This window comes from Helicobacter pylori, from assembly GCA_008032935.1.
Lineage (GTDB): Bacteria > Campylobacterota > Campylobacteria > Campylobacterales > Helicobacteraceae > Helicobacter > Helicobacter pylori_CX.
In genome coordinates this window covers 786,037-805,167 of sequence record CP032039.1, presented here as the reverse complement: position 1 = coordinate 805,167, position 19,131 = coordinate 786,037, and the positions used below count along the sequence as shown (strand labels likewise).

The following is a 19,131-nucleotide window of genomic DNA, read 5'->3' as shown; positions in this document are numbered from 1 at the left end:
CTTTATTTTTGTTTTTTTGTTTGTGTTTTATCATACTGGCTCTTATAATCCACTCTGTGGCTCTCAGCTAACTCAGGCGCTTTTTGCACAAACCAGCGTTCTAATTTTTCTAGTTCGTATCTGTAATTTCCACCTTTTGAGCAATATTGAGAATCAATCAGCGAAAACGCATAGAGCGTCTTACTTTCTTTAGACTGGAATAAAAACTCCTTATGGAATAGCACTTTTTTAGGCATACTGCTCATCAGAGATTCAGGCAATAAAAAAGCGTCAAAACCACAAAACACTTTTTTACTCAACTTGTTGCTTTTGGTGAAAACAAAAACGACCTCTTTTCTCATGTCTTGTTTAAAAGCTAATGAAAGCACATTTAAAAAGGGCAGAGCTAAACTTTTATCCACCCTAACCTTAAAAGCTTTAAAATCCCCTAATAAGACCCCCATAAACAAAACCAACCCCACGCAACATTTCAAACTCATTTGAAAAACGCTCATCTTTTATAATCCTTGACTTATCATCGGTTGCATAACTACAGGCTGCATGGCACAAAGTATTATAATATAAAAATTGAGAATCACCCCACGCTTTGGCTTGGCTAGTAGTCAAGTCTTTAGTTATTAAGTCTTTATTGGGTAAAAACACTCTCATGCTAGTATTTTCACTCCGTTTAAGCCCCAATGATGCTTGGTGTTGAAATAGAATGGTAGGGTTTGACTAATTCATACCTTCTAAGTCTTCTGATATTGACTAAGGCGGTATTGGCTGAAATGGCTTGTGTCATGCTGCTTGTGGGGCGTAAAGAAGTGAGCGTATTCACATGCCCTCCATTGCATCGTGGGTTTCTAACCCTCTCATCTTCTGGGTCATACCACGCCCCTTTTTGGATACTCAAAACCCCTTGACGGATATTCTTAGTTACAAACGCCCCTGCTAACAACCTCCCCCTAGCGTTAAACACTTCCACAATTTCACCATGCCTAATGCCTAATTTATTAGCGTCTAGTTCGTTGATCATTACAGGTTCTCTGCCTTGAATTTTATACACATTCCTAACCCAAGTGTTATCAAGCTGTGAATTGACACGGTATTTTGGGTGCGGAGAGATTAAATGGAACGGATAAATCTCAGCCATTTTAGAGCCTAGCCACTCAGCTGGCTCAAACCAAGTAGGATGCCCTTTAAAATCGGCCAGTTTAAAATCCGCGCACTTTTGAGAAAAAATTTGAATTTTCCCGCTCTCTGTATCCAGTTTATTGTTAATAGGATCTTGCCTGAATTTCGCATGACGCACAAACTTTCTCGCATTTTCAGGGATTTCAAACTCCACAAAGCCATCCCTCCAAAATTGATCAAACGATTTCAAAGTAGGGCCATCGCTTTTTTCATAAAGGCCCTTAATCCATTCCATGTAACTCTTAGATTCAGTGAATTTCTGCTCTGTTTCATTGCCCCCAATGCGCAAAGCAAGCTGTCTGAAAATCTCATAATCGTCTTTAGATTCATAAACAGGCTCTACCACCTTACGCATGGCATAAACCACATTCTTAGAATAACTCCCTCCAAAAGTAATATCATCTCTTTCCATAGTGCTAGTGGAAGCAAAGACAATATCAGCAAATTTCGCCGTAGGCGTCCACCAAGGCTCATGCACGATCACGCAATCTAAGGTCCTTAAAGCGCGAATCAGCTCGTTTGTATCAGCTTCATGCCCTAATAAATCCGCCCCGCAATTGTAGATCATTTTGATTTTAGGTAATTTAAGTTTTTTACCCATAAAATCAATTTCTTTATCCGGATTCAAAATCGCTTCAGAAATTCTAGATGCTGGAATAACGCTTTTTACAGAATTATGCCCTTGTGAAATCATCGGAACAATTCTTGCTCCTGAGCTTGCTTGAGCGTTTCCTCCATAATGCATAGAAAAGCCAAAGCCCCCACCAGATAAACCCACTTGACCAATCATGCTGGCTAAAACAATTAACGCCCAATCAGGTTGTTCGCCATACTGAGCTCTTTGCATGGCCCAATTACCCGCTAAAAAAGTGCGTTTAGAAACAAACAAATCCGCTAATTCTTTGATTTTTTCTGCGCTCACTCCAGTGATTTGAGACGCCCACTCCAAAGTCTTAGGCACATTATCACTCTCTCCTAGCAAATAGGGTAAGAATTTATCAAAGCCATCAGTGTATTTAGCGATAAACGCTTTATCGTATTGATTGCTCGTATAAAGATAATACATCATGCCTAGCATTAACGCTACATCAGTATTAGGGCGAATGGGTATCCATTCAGCGCTAAAGGCTTGAGCGGTTTCGGTATAAATGGGATCGATACTAATGAATTTAATACCAGCTCTTTTATATTTAGGGTAGTAGCCATCATTGACATGGTTTGGCACAAAATAATCAATGCGGTTGCACTTGAATAAATCCGCCCCCCACATGACATACACCTTGCAATTTTTAATCATCTCTTCATGCGTGGTTTGTTGCGAATAAACTTCCATATCCCCTACAATCATAGGGTTTATTCTTGCAGCCGCGCCATTACTATATTCCCCATCAGTGCCAATAGCCCCCCCTAAAGTCGTGTTAAAAAAACGCCATGCTAAATGATGGCAACGATGCAAGCTGCCCGCATGCCCCCAGCCACCATAACTGGCGTTATAGATGTTTTCTTTAGGGATTTCTTTAAGCTTTTTAGCCGCTAAATCCAGTGCCACATCCCAACTCACGCGCACAAACTCTTCTCTCCCGCGCAATTCTTTGTGGTTTTTTTTGTTTTCTAAGAAGCTCTTACGCACGCAAGGATACTTTACCCTACTATCTGAATACACCCTATCTGCCATCGCTTTTAACATCATGGTAGGGTTATAATCGCTCTTTTGGGGGATAATATCTTTAATCACTCCGTTTTGAACCTTTGCGATAAAGGGGCCAAAATGCGTTGCATGCGGAATGGATTCTACTTTTTCAAAAACACCAACAGCTTTTAAACAATTAGCGCTAGCGAGCGCGATTGGGATTTTTGTTAGGATACTTCTGCGTGAAATGGACATGGTTCTCCTTCAAGCTTGTATTCTGTTAAAATACCCCAAATTCTAACATATATTCACATAAATTACCGCTAATAAGCCCTCAAAGCCCGGGTGTTAATTTAAAACTACTTTTTATTCACGCTGCTCATGTCAGCGACTTTCCCCCACATTAAGCGGTATTTCCTCTTCATAAATTCAATTTCTTCTCTCGCTTGATTGAGTTCATCTCGCAAAAGATCAATGGTTTTTTTATCTTCTTCATAAACTTCTTGCATAGAGATTAAAGCGTCTTTTAAAAACATGTTTTCATTTTTAAAGGCTGAAATCGTTTCATCTTTAGCGCCAATGACTTTATCATGCAAGTTTAAAATCGTGTTAATGGTCTTTTCCACAAACACAGGCTCTAAAGAACGCCCGTTCATATCCATAGAAATCAAATTGTTTTCTACCTTTTTGATTAGAGCGTTTGTCCCGCTGCTCGCGTCAATTAAAAGCTTGTTGTGGCTTATTTTGCTTTTGATTTTACCAAGATTGACTAATTCTAAAATCCTTTCTTTAGGAAGCCCTGAAAGGCGGCTAAACTCTTCTAATTCAAGCCATGCTAAAGCGCTCAAATCTTCTAAAACCACCGGCTCTTTAGACTCTTTTTCTTTATCCTCTGCCTCTCGCTCATTTTGTTGCACCGCTTGCACTTTGTTCAAATCTAAAATATCCAAATTTTTCCTTAAAAATAGTTTTAGCTTAACGCAATTTTTTAACCGCTTTTTTCAAGCTGTCTAGCAAATAATCAATATCGTTTATGGAATGCGTGAAGTGCAAACTCACTCTAAGCCATCCAGGTTTAGCGTTAAAATCGCTTGACTTTTGAGCGTTAAGATTCAATAAATCATGCCCATAAGGCCCCGCGCAAGAGCAACCTGCCCGGGTCTCAATAGCGTATTCATAGCTTAAAACTCTCGCTAAATCATAGGGCGAAATCCCTCCAATATTAAAAGCCACTACCCCCACACGACTCGCTGTTAAATTCCCATAAATATTAATAGCGGGCAAGTCTTTTAAGCCATGCATTAGCACTCTTAAAAGGTTGTTTTCTTTTTTATGGATAAAATCCAAACCGCATTCATCTCTTAATTGATACGCTAGAGTGCTCCTGTAAAATTGCAACAATCCTGGCGTGCCAAACTCCTCCCTCAAAGGCAATTCATCAATAAATTCATGCCGTGTGCAATTAGCGTATTTAATCACGCCCCCTGCACTAAAACTCGGGGCGATTTGAGTGTCAATCAAATCTTTAGAAATGCCTAAAAGACCGCACCCTCCAATACCCCCTAAAAGCTTATGAGGCGCATAAAAACCGGTTTGGTATTCGCAATCTTTAGGGTTAGCATGCGCGCTAAAATTCGCTAAATCCAAAGCCAAAGCGACCTTATATTTCTTACACAATGATGAAACTTCTTTTAAGGGCGTAAGCAGTCCGGTTACATTAGAAGCCGCACTTATAGAAACCAAGCTGTTAGGGGATTTTTTTAAAGTTTGCTCTAAAATTTCTAAATCCAATAAACCATGTTCATTCAAAGGGATACGCACCACCTCACACAAGCCTTCACGCCAGCTAATCTCATTAGAATGATGCTCATAAGGCCCTACAATCACACGCTTTAAAGCCATATCTTTCAAATACGGCTCTAAATTTTTCTTCGTTTTTGAAGGGATACACACCCCTAAAATTTCTTGAAATTTCTTAATCGCTGAACTCGCCCCATACCCCGCACTCAAGACGCAATGATTAGTGCTCAAATTTAAAGAACGCTTCAACTTTTCTTGGCACTCTTTTAAAAGCATGCCCATTAAAATCGCATGTTTAGAAGCGACAGAATGAGCGTTCGCATAATAAGGCAGTAAAGATTTCACGCGCTTTTCCACTAAAACGCTCGCTAAACCTGAAGCCCCCCAGTCAAAATAAGACACCCCTTTTTTTAAGATAATACTGGATTTAACTTGCTCTAAAGGACTTTCATTAGGATTGAGTAAGGGAGCAAAACTCCTGTTTAAAAACGCTTGCACGAAATACCACCAACGCTTTTAATGCATATCCTCGCTTAAAATATGAAAATGCAAATGCATCACCTCTTGCCCGGCGTTTTTACCCACATTGGTTAAAAGCTTGTAACCCTTCTCTTTGATGCCTAATTTTTCCACCACTTCAAAAATAAAGCTTGTCATTTGAGCCATAAGCTCTGGGGTGATGCCATTAAAATCCTGAATGCTTTGTTTGGGGATCACTAACGCATGCACTTTAGCTTTAGGGTTAATGTCATAAAAGGATAAAAAATTCTCGTTTTCTAAAATCTTAGAACAAGGGATTTCGCCTTGGATTATTTTTTCAAACACATTCATGCTTTTTTGCTCCCTTTTAAGGTTTTTCTTTTATTAAAGTTGTATTATAGCTTTTTAAAAATAAAATATAAGGATCGTTATTGCACACCTTAATAGAGCGATTAGAAAAGGTTACTAATAGCAAAGAGTTAGAAGAAGCACGCTTGAACGCTTTGGGTAAAAAGGGGGTTTTTGCGGATAAATTCAACCAACTCAAACATCTAAACGGCGAAGAAAAAAACGCCTTTGCTAAAGAAATCCACCATTATAAACAAGCGTTTGAAAAGGCCTTTGAATTGAAAAAAAAGGCGATTTTAGAGTTTGAATTAGAAGAACGCTTGAAAAAAGAAAAAATTGATGTGAGTTTGTTTAACGCTATTAAAACAAGCTCTTCTCACCCTTTAAATCACACTAAAAATAAAATCATTGAATTTTTTACCCCATTAGGATACAAGCTTGAAATCGGCTCTTTGGTGGAAGATGATTTCCATAATTTCAGCGCTTTAAACTTGCCCCCTTACCATCCTGCAAGGGACATGCAAGACACTTTCTATTTTAAAGATCACAAGCTTTTAAGGACCCACACTTCGCCCGTTCAAATCCACACCATGCAAGAACAAACCCCACCCATTAAGATGATTTGTTTGGGCGAAACCTTTAGGCGCGATTATGATTTGACCCACACGCCCATGTTCCATCAAATTGAAGGGCTTGTCGTGGATCAAAAAGGGAATATCCGTTTCACGCACTTAAAAGGCGTGATCGAAGACTTTTTGCATTATTTCTTTGGCGGCGTGCAATTAAGGTGGCGCTCTAGCTTTTTCCCTTTCACAGAGCCAAGCGCTGAAGTGGATATTAGTTGCGTCTTTTGCAAGCAAGAAGGCTGTAGGGTTTGCTCGCACACAGGCTGGCTAGAAGTGTTAGGCTGTGGCATGGTCAATAATGCGGTGTTTGAAGCCATAGGGTATGAGAATGTGAGCGGGTTTGCTTTTGGCATGGGGATTGAAAGATTGGCCATGCTGACTTGCCAGATCAATGATTTGCGCAGTTTCTTTGAAACTGATTTGAGGGTGTTGGAGAGCTTTTAATGAAACTGAGCGTTAATGATTTGAGCGTTTTTGTAGATGCGCCTAAAGATATAGCCAAACTCTGTGAGGATTTGAGCCGTTTAGGTTTAGAAGTGGAGAGCTGTATCCCTTGTGTTGCTCCTAAAAATGTGGTTGTTGGTAAAGTTTTAGAAAAAGCCCCCCATAAAAACGCTGAAAAACTCAGCGTGTGTCAAGTGGGTGTGGGCAAGGAAGTGTTACAAATCGTGTGTGGGGCTAAAAATGTCGCGCCAAACCAATTCGTGCCAGTCGCTTTAAATGGGGCGCTAATCGGCTCAACAACCATCGCTAAAACTGATCTTAGGGGGGTTGAAAGCTGTGGCATGATTTGTTCTAGCAATGAATTGGGCTTCCCTAAAATCAATGATGGCATCTTGGAATTAGATGAGAGCGTTGGGGAGTTGGTTTTAGGGAAAGGATTAAACGAATACGCCCCTTTCAACACGCATGTTTTAGAAATTTCATTGACTCCTAATCGTGGGGATTGTTTGAGCGTTTTAGGGATTGCTAGAGAGATTAGCGCGTTTTATCACACGCCCCTAAAGCCCATTAAGGCTTTAAATTTTACGCCAAAAAGCAATTTAATCACGCTTCATGCGGGCGAAATATTGAATCGCATTTGGCTTATTATTTGATTTGCAATCATTCTTTAAAAACCCCTTTAAATGTCAAACTTTCGCTCGCTCATAATAATGCCTTGAGCGAGAACGATCTAAACAATTTCATAGAATTTAGCGCACATTTTAGTGGGGTGGTGATGAACGCTTATAGCCTGGATGCAACCCCTATTGATTTGAGCGTGAAAAACGATGAAAACAACCTTGAAAGCGTTTATATTAACCATCAAAAACGCTCCACTATCGCTATCAAGCATCAAGATCAAAAAGATTTGAGCGAGTGTTTGCTTTTAGAAGCGAGCTATACTGATCCTATAAGCCTGTCTTTAAAATTGCACGCCCTAAAAGATAAAACGCTTCAAAAAGACAACGCCCTTATTTATAGAAGCGCTAGGGGGAGCAACCCTAATTTATCAGACGGCTTGAATTTTTTAAGCGCTCATTTGAAAGCGGCGATTTTAGAAAGCAAACAAACTAAGCATGCCTTAAAAGATCGCGCCCTTAAATTCAAACTTGAAGACATTACCGAGATTTTGGGGCTTGCCATAGAAGAAGAAAAAATTCAAGGCATTTTAAAAAATTTAGGCTTTAAAGTTAGCGCAAAAGTGTCAAACTCAAAACCCCAAATTTTAGAGGTTGTTGCACCAAATTTCAGGCATGACATTAAAACAATCCAAGATATTGCTGAAGAAATCTTACGCTTTGTAGGGATTGATCATTTGATTTCAAAGCCCCTTGATAGCGTCAGTAACAAAAAATCAAACCCCCATTACGACACGCACCGCTTTTTTGAAAACCTTAAACACAAGGCTCTCGCTTGCGGTTTTAAAGAAGTCATTCATTACGTGTTTTACTCTAAAGAAAAACAGCAAAAACTAGGCTTTGAAGTTTTAGAAGATTCTCTAGAATTGCAAAACCCTATCACAACGGAATTAAACACCCTAAGAACGAGCCTTGTTTGTGGGCTTTTAGACGCCAGCTTAAGGAATAAAAATTTAGGGTTTAAAAGCATCGCCCTTTATGAAAAGGGGAGCGTGTATAACTCTAAGAGAGAAGAAATCCAAAAACTAGGCTTTTTAGTAAGCGGCTTACAAAAAAAAGAAAGCTACCCTGACGCTAAGGGCAAGGCTTGGGATTTTTATTCTTTCGCTGAATGCGTTTCAAAAGTTATAGGGGATTTTAGCCTGGAAAAACTAACCACTCAAACCCCCATTAACCACCCCTACCAGAGCGCTAAAATCATTCAAAATAATGAAATCATAGGCGTGATCGCTAAAATCCACCCTAAAGTGATCCAGGAATTGGATTTGTTTGAAAGCTATTATGCTGAGATAGACGCTTTTAAACTCAAACGCCCCGCCATGCTGTTAAAACCCTTTAGCATTTACCCTAGTAGTGTGAGGGATTTGACTCTCATCATTGATGAAAATACCGCTTTTAGCAGGATTAAAAAAGCCTTAAAGGACGCTCAAATCCCTAATTTAAGCGAGATTCTACCCCTTGATGTTTTTAAAGAAAGCGATAACACCATAGCCTTAAGCGTGCGTTGCGTGATCCATTCTTTAGAAAAAACCCTGAATGATGAAGAGGTCAATTCAGCCGTGCAAAAAGCGCTTGAAATTTTAGAAAAAGAATTTAACGCCCGCCTTAAGGGATAATATAAAGGATAATTGTGATAGAGCTTGACATTAACGCTAGCGATAAATCGCTCTCGCACAGAGCCGTTATTTTTAGCCTACTCGCTCAAAAGCCTTGTGTTGTGCGGAATTTTTTAATGGGAGAAGATTGTTTAAGCTCTTTAGAAATCGCTCAAAATTTAGGGGCTAAAGTGGAAAATACCGCCAAAAATTCTTTTAAAATCACGCCCCCAACGGCTATAAAAGAGCCTAACAAGATTTTAAATTGCAACAATTCTGGCACCAGTATGCGTTTATACAGCGGGCTTTTAAGCGCTCAAAAAGGCCTTTTTGTTTTAAGCGGGGACAATTCCTTAAACGTGCGCCCCATGAAAAGAATCATTGAGCCTTTGAAAGCTTTTGGGGCAAAGATTTTAGGGAGAGAAGATAACCATTTCGCCCCCTTAGTGATCTTAGGGAGCCCTTTAAAAGCTTGCGATTATGAAAGCCCTATCGCTTCAGCTCAAGTCAAAAGCGCTTTTATTTTAAGCGCCTTACAAGCTCAAGGCGTAAGCGTTTATAAAGAAAGCGAGCTTAGCCGTAACCACACAGAAATCATGCTTAAAAGTTTGGGGGCTAACATTCAAAATCAAGACGGCGTTTTAAAAATTTCACCCCTAGAAAAACCCCTAGAAGCCTTTGATTTTACGATAGCTAATGATCCGTCTAGCGCGTTTTTTTTCGCCCTCGCTTGCGCGATTACGCCAAAAAGCCGCCTTCTTTTAAAAAATGTCTTGCTCAACCCCACTCGCATAGAAGCTTTTGAAGTATTGAAAAAAATGGGTGCTCATATAGAGTATGCGATTCAATCCAAAGATTTAGAAATGATTGGCGACATTTATATAGAGCATGCCCCTTTAAAAGCGATTAACATTGATCAAAATATCGCCAGCCTTATTGATGAAATCCCTGCTTTAAGTATCGCTATGCTTTTTGCAAAAGGCAAAAGCATGGTTAAAAACGCTAAAGATTTACGATCTAAAGAAAGCGATAGGATTAAAGCGGTTGTTTCTAATTTCAAAGCTTTAGGGATTGAGTGCGAAGAGTTTGAAGACGGGTTTTGCATAGAAGGATTAGAAGATGTAAGCCAATTAAAACAGTGCCTTTCTCAAAAAAAACCCCCCCTTATCCAAAGCTTTAACGATCACAGGATTGCGATGAGTTTCGCTATTTTAACTTTAGCATTGCCTTTAGAAATTGATAATTTAGAATGCGCAAACATTTCTTTCCCGCAATTCAAACGCTTACTCAATCTATTCAAAAAAGGGAGTTTTAATGGAAATTAAAATGGCTAAGGATTATGGTTTTTGTTTTGGCGTCAAAAGAGCGATACAAATCGCTGAAAAAAATCAAAACAGCTTGATTTTTGGCTCGCTCATTCATAACGCTAAAGAAATCAATCGTTTGGAAAAAAACTTCAATGTGAAAATTGAAGAAGACCCTAAAAAAATCCCTAAAAATAAGAGCGTGATCATAAGAACCCATGGCATTCCTAAGCAGGATTTAGAATACTTGAAAAATAAGGGGGTCAAAATCACTGATGCGACTTGCCCGTATGTGATCAAACCCCAACAAATCGTGGAATCCATGAGTAAAGAAGGGTATCAAATCGTGCTTTTTGGGGACATTAACCACCCTGAAGTCAAGGGCGTGATCAGCTATGCCACTAACCAGGCTTTAGTCGTCAATTCGTTAGAAGAATTGCAAGAAAAAAAGCTCCAACGAAAAGTGGCTTTAGTTTCTCAAACCACCAAACAAACCCCAAAACTCTTACAAATCGCTTCTTATTTGGTGGAAAGATGCACTGAAGTGCGTATTTTTAACACGATTTGTAACGCTACTTCCTACAACCAAAAAGCCGCTTTGGATTTGAGTAAGGAAGTGGATATTATGATAGTCGTGGGCGGTAAAACTTCTTCAAACACCAAACAGCTCCTAAGCATCGCCAAACAGCATTGCAAAGACAGCTACTTGGTAGAAGATGAAAACGAATTAGAGTTGGCGTGGTTTAAGGATAAAAAATTGTGCGGGATTACCGCTGGGGCTTCCACGCCGGACTGGATTATAGAAAATGTCAAGCAGAAAATCAGCACGATTTAACACATTTTGAAAATTTTCTTTAAAAAAACCGCTAATTGTTAGTTTTTAAACGATTTTGTAAGCCAAAAAAGGATACAATGTCCCTAAGGATTTTATATTTATTTTATAGTAAGGCAGTCAATGAGCAAGATAGCAGATGATCAGAACTTTAATGACGAGGAGGAAAATTTCGCAAAACTCTTTAAAAAAGAATTAGAAAAAGAAGAAACCTTAGAAAAAGGCACTATCAAAGAAGGGCTAATCGTTTCCATCAATGAGAATGATGGTTATGCCATGGTGAGCGTGGGCGGTAAGACAGAAGGCCGTTTGGCTTTGAGTGAGATCACCGATGAAAAGGGGCAGTTGCTGTATCAAAAAAATGACCCCATTATCGTGCATGTGTCCGAGAAAGGTGAACACCCTAGCGTTTCCTACAAAAAGGCCATTTCCCAACAAAAGATTCAGGCTAAAATTGAAGAATTGGGCGAAAACTATGAAAACGCTATTATTGAAGGCAAGATTGTAGGCAAGAATAAAGGGGGCTATATCGTGGAGTCTCAAGGCGTGGAGTATTTCCTCTCCCGCTCACACTCTTCTTTAAAGAATGACGCAAACCATATCGGCAAACGCATTAAAGCGTGCATCATTCGTGTGGATAAGGAAAACCATTCTATCAATATTTCTCGCAAACGATTCTTTGAAGTCAATGACAAACGGCAGCTTGAGGTTTCTAAAGAATTGTTAGAAGCTAAAGAGCCGGTGTTAGGGGTTGTGCGCCAGATCACCCCTTTTGGTATTTTTGTAGAAGCTAAGGGGATTGAGGGCTTGGTCCATTATTCTGAAATCAGCCATAAAGGGCCAGTCAATCCTGAGAAATACTACAAAGAGGGCGATGAAGTCTATGTCAAAGCCATCGCTTATGATGCAGAAAAAAGACGCCTTTCACTCTCCATAAAAGCGACCATAGAAGACCCATGGGAAGAGATCCAAGACAAACTAAAACCCGGATACGCCATTAAGGTGGTGGTGAGCAATATTGAAAATTATGGGGCGTTTGTGGATATTGGTAATGATATTGAAGGCTTTTTGCATGTTTCTGAAATCTCTTGGGATAAAAATGTCAGCCACCCTAGCAACTACTTGAGCGTGGGGCAAGAGATTGATGTGAAGATCATTGACATTGATCCAAAAAACCGCCGCTTAAGGGTTTCTTTAAAACAACTCACCAACAGGCCTTTTGATGTTTTTGAATCCAAACACCAAGTGGGAGATGTTTTAGAAGGCAAAGTGGCGACTTTAACGGATTTTGGGGCGTTTTTGAATCTGGGTGGGGTGGATGGTTTGCTCCACAATCACGACGCTTTTTGGGATAAAGATAAAAAATGCAAAGACCATTATAAAATTGGCGATGTGATCAAAGTGAAAATCCTTAAAATCAACAAAAAAGATAGAAAGATTTCTTTGAGCGCGAAGCACTTGGTTACTTCCCCTACAGAAGAATTCGCTCAAAAGCATAAAACAGACAGCGTGATTCAAGGCAAAGTGGTGAGTATTAAGGATTTTGGCGTTTTCATTAATGCTGATGGCATTGATGTACTGATCAAAAATGAAGATTTAAACCCCTTGAAAAAAGATGAAATCAAAATAGGCCAAGAAATCACATGCGTGGTGGTTGCGATTGAAAAATCTAACAACAAGGTGCGTGCTTCTGTGCATAGGTTAGAGTGCAAAAAAGAAAAAGAAGAATTGCAAGCTTTTAACACGAGCGATGATAAAATGACTTTAGGGGATATTCTTAAAGAAAAACTCTAAAGAGCGATTTTAAAAGCATGAGAATGGCATGAGATTTAAGGGTGTTGTTGCTTTTATTTCCCTAGCTGTCGCTCTTGGCGTTTTAGCCTATTTGTTTTTAAGCGTTAAAAAAGAAATGCCCGCTACTTCTCATGCGATCTCTCAAACACATGCGATCTCTCAAACCAATGAAGGTCTCTCTCAAACAGATGCAAAAAGCCATGAAATCAACCTAGAAGAAAGCCCCAATAATCCTAATACCCCTAACGATGAAAAAGCCTCCCATAACGAAGAAGATCGCAATAACTCCCTTTCTCAAAACCTTGATGCACAAGAATCTATCAATTACCCCGTTGTGGAGCATTATTTTGAAATCCCTTTTGAAGAAAAAAAAAGGGAATATTCAAAGCTTATCATTAAGGATTTAAAGGACTATCAATGGTGGTGTTTAAAAGAAATCCTTAAAAAAGAACAAATTGATTATGCTTACGATAGCACCAAAAACCAACCCAACCTCATCATCTATTTAGATGAAAATAAAAAAGAACGCTTGCTGGCTGATTTAGACTATTATAAAATACGCTATCATGCTGTTTTTTAAATTCAAAGGATAAAAATGTATCAAGTAGCCATTTGCGACCCCATCCATGCTAAAGGCATTCAAATTTTAGAAGCTCAAAAAGACATTGTCTTGCATGATTATTCCAAATGCCCTAAAAAGGAGCTTTTAGAAAAACTCACTCCCATGGATGCGCTCATCACTCGCAGCATGACCCCTATCACAAGCGATTTTTTAAAGCCCTTAACCCACTTAAAATCCATCGTGAGAGCGGGCGTGGGAGTGGATAATATTGATTTAGAAAGCTGCTCTCAAAAAGGGATTGTAGTGATGAATATCCCTACCGCTAACACGATTGCCGCTGTGGAATTGACCATGGCGCATTTGATCAATGCGGTGCGTTCATTCCCTTGTGCGAACGATCAAATCAAACACCAACGGCTATGGAAAAGAGAAGACTGGTATGGCACGGAATTGAAAAATAAAAAGCTAGGCATCATTGGTTTTGGGAATATTGGCTCTAGGGTGGGCATTAGAGCTAAAGCCTTTGAAATGGAGGTTCTAGCCTACGATCCTTATATCCCTTCTTCAAAAGCCACTGATTTAGGGGTCATTTACACAAAAAATTTTGAAGACATTTTGCAATGCGACATGATCACTATCCACACCCCTAAAAATAAAGAAACCATTAACATGATAGGCGCTAAAGAGATTGAACGCATGAAAAAAGGGGTTATTTTAATTAATTGCGCTAGGGGTGGGCTTTATAATGAAGACGCTCTTTATGAAGCTTTAGAAACCAAAAAAGTGCGTTGGCTTGGCATTGATGTCTTTTCTAAAGAGCCTGGCATTCACAACAAGCTTTTAGACTTGCCCAATGTTTATGCGACCCCCCATATTGGCGCGAACACTTTAGAGTCCCAAGAAGAAATTTCCAAACAAGCCGCTCAAGGGGTTATGGAATCTTTAAGAGGTTCAAGCCACCCGCATGCTCTAAATTTACCCATGCAAGCTTTTGATGCAAGCGCTAAAGCCTACTTGAATTTGGCGCAAAAATTGGGTTATTTTTCCAGTCAAATCCATAAAGGCGTGTGCCAAAAAATTGAGCTCAGTCTTTGTGGGGAGATCAACCAATTCAAAGACGCCCTTGTAGCCTTTACGTTAGTGGGGGTGTTAAAACCTGTTGTAGGGGATAAAATCAATTACATTAACGCCCCCTTTGTGGCCAAAGAAAGAGGCATTGAGATTAGGGTTAGCCTTAAAGAAAGCGCTTCGCCCTATAAAAACATGCTCTCTTTAACTTTAAATGCGGCTAATGGTGCAATCAGCGTGAGCGGCACGGTGTTTGAAGAAGATATTTTAAAACTCACTGAGATTGATGGGTTTCATATTGATATAGAGCCAAAAGGTAAAATGCTTCTATTTAGGAATACGGATATTCCAGGCGTTATTGGGAGCGTGGGGAATGCGTTCGCTAGGCATGGCATTAATATCGCTGATTTTCGTTTGGGGCGCAACACGCAAAAAGAAGCCCTAGCGCTCATTATTGTAGATGAAGAAGTTTCTTTAGAAGTTTTAGAAGAGCTTAAAAACATTCCTGCATGCTTAAGCGTTCATTATGTGGTTATTTAAGGTAGTTGGATGCGAGATTTTTTAAAGCTTTTAAAAAAACATAATGAATTAGAAGTCATTGACACCCCCCTTGAAGTGGATTTAGAAATCGCTCATCTAGCCTATATAGAAGCGAAAAAACCTAATGGAGGCAAAGCCCTTTTATTCACGCAACCCATAAGAAAAGAGCATGACCAAATCAAAACCTTTGGCATGCCTGTTTTAATGAACGCTTTTGGTTCTTTCAAACGCTTGGATCTTTTATTAAAAACCCCCATAGAAAGCCTGCAACAACGCATGCAAGCGTTCTTGCACTTTAGTGCTCCTAAAAATTTCACTGAGGGTTTGAAAGTCTTAAAAGATTTATGGGATTTAAGACACATTTTCCCTAAAAAAACCACTCGCCCTAAAGATCTCATCATCAAGCAAGACAAAGAAATCAATTTGTTGGATCTACCCGTTTTAAAAACTTGGGAAAAAGATGGCGGGGCTTTTATCACTATGGGGCAAGTCTATACCCAAAGCTTGGATCATAAAAAAAAGAATTTAGGCATGTATCGTTTGCAAGTTTATGATAAAAACCATTTAGGCTTGCACTGGCAAATCCATAAAGACTCCCAACTCTTTTTCCACGAATACGCTAAGGCTAAAGTCAAAATGCCTGTCAGTATCGCTATTGGTGGGGATTTGCTCTACACATGGTGCGCGACAGCCCCCTTACCTTATGGGATTTATGAACTCATGCTCTATGGGTTTATGAGAGGAAAAAAAGCACGCGTGATGCCATGCTTGAGCAACTCTTTGAGCGTGCCAAGCGACTGCGATATTGTGATAGAAGGGTTTGTGGATTGCGAAAAGCTAGAGCTTGAAGGGCCTTTTGGGGATCACACTGGCTATTACACCCCCATTGAGCCTTACCCTGTTTTAGAAGTCAAAACCATTAGCTATAAAAAAGATTCCATTTACTTAGCCACTGTGGTGGGTAAGCCCCCTTTAGAAGACAAATACATGGGGTATTTGACTGAACGCTTGTTCTTGCCCTTGCTTCAAATGAACGCCCCCAATCTCATAGATTATTACATGCCAGAAAATGGGGTGTTTCATAATTTGATTTTAGCTAAAATACACACACGCTATAACGCTCATGCCAAACAAGTCATGCACGCTTTTTGGGGCGTGGGGCAGATGAGTTTTGTCAAACATGCGATTTTTGTCAATGAAGACGCTCCTAATCTAAGAGACACCAACGCTATCATTGAGTATATACTAGAGAATTTTTCTAAAGAAAACGCGCTCATCTCTCAAGGCATATGCGACGCCTTAGATCATGCAAGCCCTGAATACGCTATGGGGGGGAAACTCGGTATTGATGCGACCTCTAAAAGCAATACCCCCTACCCCACGCTTTTAAACGATAACGCCCTACTAGCGCTTTTACAAGATAAAATGCAAAATATCGTTCTTTTGAAGCAATATTACCCGCACACCCGTAACCCCATTTGCATCATTAGCGTGGAAAAGAAAGACAAAAGCGTCATTGAATTGGCTAAAAACTTGCTCGGTTTTGAAGAGCATTTACGCATTGTCATCTTTGTAGAGCATATCAGCAACGATTTAAACAACCCTTACATGCTGTTATGGCGCATCGTTAATAATATTGATGCTAAGCGCGATATCCTCACCTCTAAACATTGTTTTTTTATAGACGCTACCAATAAGGGCGTTATGGATAAACATTTTAGAGAATGGCCCACCGAAACCAATTGCTCCATGGAAGTCATAGAAAATTTGAAAAAGAAAGGGCTTTTAAAAGATTTTGAAACTTTAAATCAAAAATTCCATCTCACGCATTCTTTCAGCACGCACAAAGAAGATCTATAAAGAATAGCCATAAAGAAAGATTATGACAGATTATAGCCAAAGGATTGATACTCTCATCACCAAAATAGAAAAGGCTCGCACCGCCTATTCAAGGCATCATATTGTCAAAATCGTGGCTGTTTCAAAAAACGCTTCCCCAGAAGCTATCCAACATTACTACAACTGCTCTCAAAGGGCTTTTGGAGAAAATAGAGTTCAAGATTTAAAAACTAAAATGCATTCTTTAGAGCATTTGCCCCTTGAATGGCACATGATAGGCTCTTTACAAGAAAATAAAATCAATGCACTTTTGAATTTAAAACCCGCCCTTTTGCATTCTTTAGACTCTTTAAAACTCGCTTTGAAGATAGAAAAGCGTTGCGAAATATTGGGCGTCAATTTAAACGCTCTTTTACAGGTTAATAGCGCGTATGAGAAAAGTAAAAGCGGGGTGGTGCCTGAAGAAACGCTAGAAATTTATTCTCAAATCAGTGAAACTTGCAAGCGCCTCAAACTTAAGGGGCTGATGTGTATAGGGGCGCACACCGATGATGAAAAGGAAATTGAAAAATCCTTTATCACCACCAAAAAGCTTTTTGACCGATTAAAGAGTGCGAGCGTTCTTTCAATGGGCATGAGTGATGATTTTGAATTAGCGATTGCTTGTGGGGCGAATCTTTTAAGGATTGGCTCTTTTTTGTTCAAAGAGTAAGATGCTAGAAACTTATGCGCTTAAAAATGGGGCTGTTTTTATCTCTGATGCGCATTTTTTGCCTAAAAGCCCTCATTTAATCCATACGCTTCAAGAACTTTTAAGCGCCAAACCCCCACAAGTCTTTTTCATGGGCGATATTTTCCATGTTCTTGTGGGCTACTTGCCCCTAGACAAAGAGCAGCAAAAAATCATTGATTTAATCCATGCGTTAAGCGAAATTTCACAAGTCTTTTATTTTGAAGGCAACCATGATTTTTCCATGCGTTTTGTATTCAATTCCAAAGTAATGGTTTTTGAGCGCCACAACCAACCCGTATTATTCCAATACGATAACAAACGCTTTTTGCTAGCCCATGGGGATTTATTCACCACTAAAGCGTATGAATTTTACATCACGCAACTCACTTCCACTTGGGCGAGATTTTTTTTAACTTTTTTAAATTTTGCGAGCTTTAAAACCTTATACCCTTTTTTGAAAAAACGCATCTATCAAAAACCCGTCCGCCTTTGGGAATTAGAGCCAAAAGAATTGCAATCTTTTATTGAAAAGCGCCTAAAAGCCTATCAAAACTACATTAAAGATCTTAACCTTGATAGGATTGATGGCATTATAGAGGGGCATTTTCACCTCAAAAGCGGTATAAAAATCCCCTTGAATGTGCCCATTTACTGCCCACTGCCTTCCTTTTATTACGAACAAAGCCTTTTTAAGGTATCATCAAGCGTTTTAAAACCATCTCAAAATAAGGACGCCTAAATCATGGCAGAAAAAACAGCTAACGATTTAAAACTAAGCGAGATAGAACTCGTGGATTTTCGTATTTATGGCATGCAAGAGGGCGTCCCTTATGAGGGGATTTATGGCATTAATGTGGCTAAAGTCCAAGAAATCATCCCCATGCCCACCCTTTTTGAATACCCCACGAATTTGGATTACATTATCGGCGTGTTTGATTTGCGCTCCATAATCATTCCGCTTATAGACTTGGCTAAATGGATAGGGATTGTCCCGGATAAAAGCAAGGAAAACGAAAAAATCGTCATTATCACTGAATTTAACAATGTTAAATTGGGCTTTTTAGTCCATTCGGCTAGGCGTATCAGGCGCATTAGCTGGAAAGATGTGGAGCCTGCATCCTTTAGCGCCTCTAATAGCATCAATAAAGAAAATATCACCGGCACGACACGCATTGAAAACGACAAAACCTTGCTCATTTTGGATTTAGAAAGCATTTTAGACGATTTAAAACTTAATGAAGACACTAAAAACACCAAAGATACCCCTAAAGAGCGTTTTGAAGGCGAAGTGTTGTTTTTAGACGATAGCAGAACGGCGAGAAAAACCTTAAAAAACCATTTGAGTAAATTGGGTTTTAGCATCACGGAAGCTGTGGATGGGGAAGACGGGTTGAACAAATTAGAAATGTTGTTCAAAAAATACGGGGACGACTTGAGAAAGCATTTGAAATTCATTATTTCAGATGTTGAAATGCCTAAAATGGATGGCTATCATTTCTTATTCAAGCTCCAAAAAGACCCTAGGTTTGCTTATATTCCTGTGATTTTTAATTCTTCTATTTGCGATAATTACAGCGCTGAAAGGGCTAAAGAAATGGGGGCTGTAGCGTATTTAGTCAAGTTTGACGCAGAAAAATTCACCGAAGAAATTTCTAAGATTTTAGACAAGAATGCATAATTCTTTTT

At 39.4% G+C, this 19,131-nt stretch carries 16 protein-coding genes and 1 pseudogene; 11 read left to right on the top strand and 6 right to left on the bottom strand.

Translation table 11 applies throughout. From position 1 onward, the window contains the following. Positions 1-2: 2 nt before the first annotated feature. The 6 genes from D2C78_04085 to D2C78_04060 form a co-directional block, all read right to left on the bottom strand. On the bottom strand, positions 3-494 hold the full coding sequence (locus tag D2C78_04085; protein QEF35170.1) for a hypothetical protein: 492 nt from the start codon (positions 492-494) through the stop codon (positions 3-5). Beyond that, complete coding sequence (locus D2C78_04080) at positions 418-678, bottom strand: hypothetical protein (protein QEF35169.1); 261 nt, start codon at positions 676-678, stop codon at positions 418-420. Before D2C78_04080 ends, D2C78_04085 begins: the two co-directional genes overlap by 77 nt. Further along, positions 668-3,058 carry a molybdopterin guanine dinucleotide-containing S/N-oxide reductase gene (locus D2C78_04075; GenBank protein ID QEF35168.1) on the bottom strand — a complete coding sequence of 797 codons (2,391 nt, stop codon included), beginning with the start codon at positions 3,056-3,058 and terminating at the stop codon, positions 668-670. The genes D2C78_04080 and D2C78_04075 overlap by 11 nt, the downstream gene beginning before the upstream one ends. A 104-nt stretch (positions 3,059-3,162) precedes the next feature. Beyond that, positions 3,163-3,753, bottom strand: a complete 591-nt coding sequence (locus D2C78_04070; protein ID QEF35167.1) for a DUF3972 domain-containing protein — start codon at positions 3,751-3,753, stop codon at positions 3,163-3,165. A gap of 25 nt (positions 3,754-3,778) precedes the next feature. Further along, entirely contained in the window at positions 3,779-5,101 is a 1,323-nt protein-coding gene (locus D2C78_04065) for an aminotransferase class V-fold PLP-dependent enzyme (protein QEF35166.1), read from the bottom strand. Positions 5,102-5,119: 18 nt separating this feature from the next. Further along, positions 5,120-5,434, bottom strand: coding sequence for a histidine triad nucleotide-binding protein (locus D2C78_04060; protein QEF35165.1), 315 nt, complete (start codon positions 5,432-5,434; stop codon positions 5,120-5,122). 80 nt (positions 5,435-5,514) lie between these two features. Between D2C78_04060 and D2C78_04055 the strand changes: the two genes are divergently transcribed. The 11 genes and pseudogenes from D2C78_04055 to D2C78_04005 all read left to right on the top strand — a co-directional run bounded on the left by D2C78_04055 (position 5,515) and on the right by D2C78_04005 (position 19,123). Continuing rightward, positions 5,515-6,501: a phenylalanine--tRNA ligase subunit alpha gene (locus D2C78_04055; GenBank protein QEF35164.1), complete on the top strand. Its 987-nt coding sequence runs from the start codon at positions 5,515-5,517 to the stop codon at positions 6,499-6,501. Next, positions 6,501-8,794 (top strand): annotated as a pseudogene (locus tag D2C78_04050) (phenylalanine--tRNA ligase subunit beta). The gene D2C78_04055 and the pseudogene D2C78_04050 overlap by 1 nt, the downstream one beginning before the upstream one ends. A gap of 14 nt (positions 8,795-8,808) precedes the next feature. Further along, entirely contained in the window at positions 8,809-10,098 is a 1,290-nt protein-coding gene (gene aroA, locus D2C78_04045; protein ID QEF35163.1) for a 3-phosphoshikimate 1-carboxyvinyltransferase, read from the top strand. Further along, on the top strand, positions 10,088-10,912 hold the full coding sequence (locus tag D2C78_04040) for a 4-hydroxy-3-methylbut-2-enyl diphosphate reductase (protein ID QEF35162.1): 825 nt from the start codon (positions 10,088-10,090) through the stop codon (positions 10,910-10,912). Before aroA ends, D2C78_04040 begins: the two co-directional genes overlap by 11 nt. A 120-nt stretch (positions 10,913-11,032) precedes the next feature. After that, entirely contained in the window at positions 11,033-12,703 is a 1,671-nt protein-coding gene (locus D2C78_04035; GenBank protein ID QEF35161.1) for a 30S ribosomal protein S1, read from the top strand. A gap of 28 nt (positions 12,704-12,731) precedes the next feature. Further along, positions 12,732-13,283 (top strand): hypothetical protein, encoded by a 552-nt coding sequence (locus tag D2C78_04030; GenBank protein ID QEF35160.1) that lies wholly within the window; start codon positions 12,732-12,734, stop codon positions 13,281-13,283. 15 nt (positions 13,284-13,298) lie between these two features. After that, entirely contained in the window at positions 13,299-14,873 is a 1,575-nt protein-coding gene (locus tag D2C78_04025; GenBank protein ID QEF35159.1) for a phosphoglycerate dehydrogenase, read from the top strand. A 9-nt stretch (positions 14,874-14,882) separates the two neighbouring features. Beyond that, positions 14,883-16,733, top strand: a complete 1,851-nt coding sequence (locus D2C78_04020) for a menaquinone biosynthesis decarboxylase (GenBank protein ID QEF35158.1) — start codon at positions 14,883-14,885, stop codon at positions 16,731-16,733. A 22-nt stretch (positions 16,734-16,755) separates the two neighbouring features. Continuing rightward, entirely contained in the window at positions 16,756-17,424 is a 669-nt protein-coding gene (locus tag D2C78_04015; GenBank protein QEF35157.1) for a YggS family pyridoxal phosphate-dependent enzyme, read from the top strand. Between the two features lies 1 nt (position 17,425). Then, positions 17,426-18,184, top strand: a complete 759-nt coding sequence (locus D2C78_04010; protein QEF35156.1) for a UDP-2,3-diacylglucosamine diphosphatase — start codon at positions 17,426-17,428, stop codon at positions 18,182-18,184. A 3-nt stretch (positions 18,185-18,187) separates the two neighbouring features. Next, entirely contained in the window at positions 18,188-19,123 is a 936-nt protein-coding gene (locus tag D2C78_04005) for a chemotaxis signal transduction protein CheV (GenBank protein QEF35155.1), read from the top strand. Positions 19,124-19,131 lie beyond the last annotated feature (8 nt).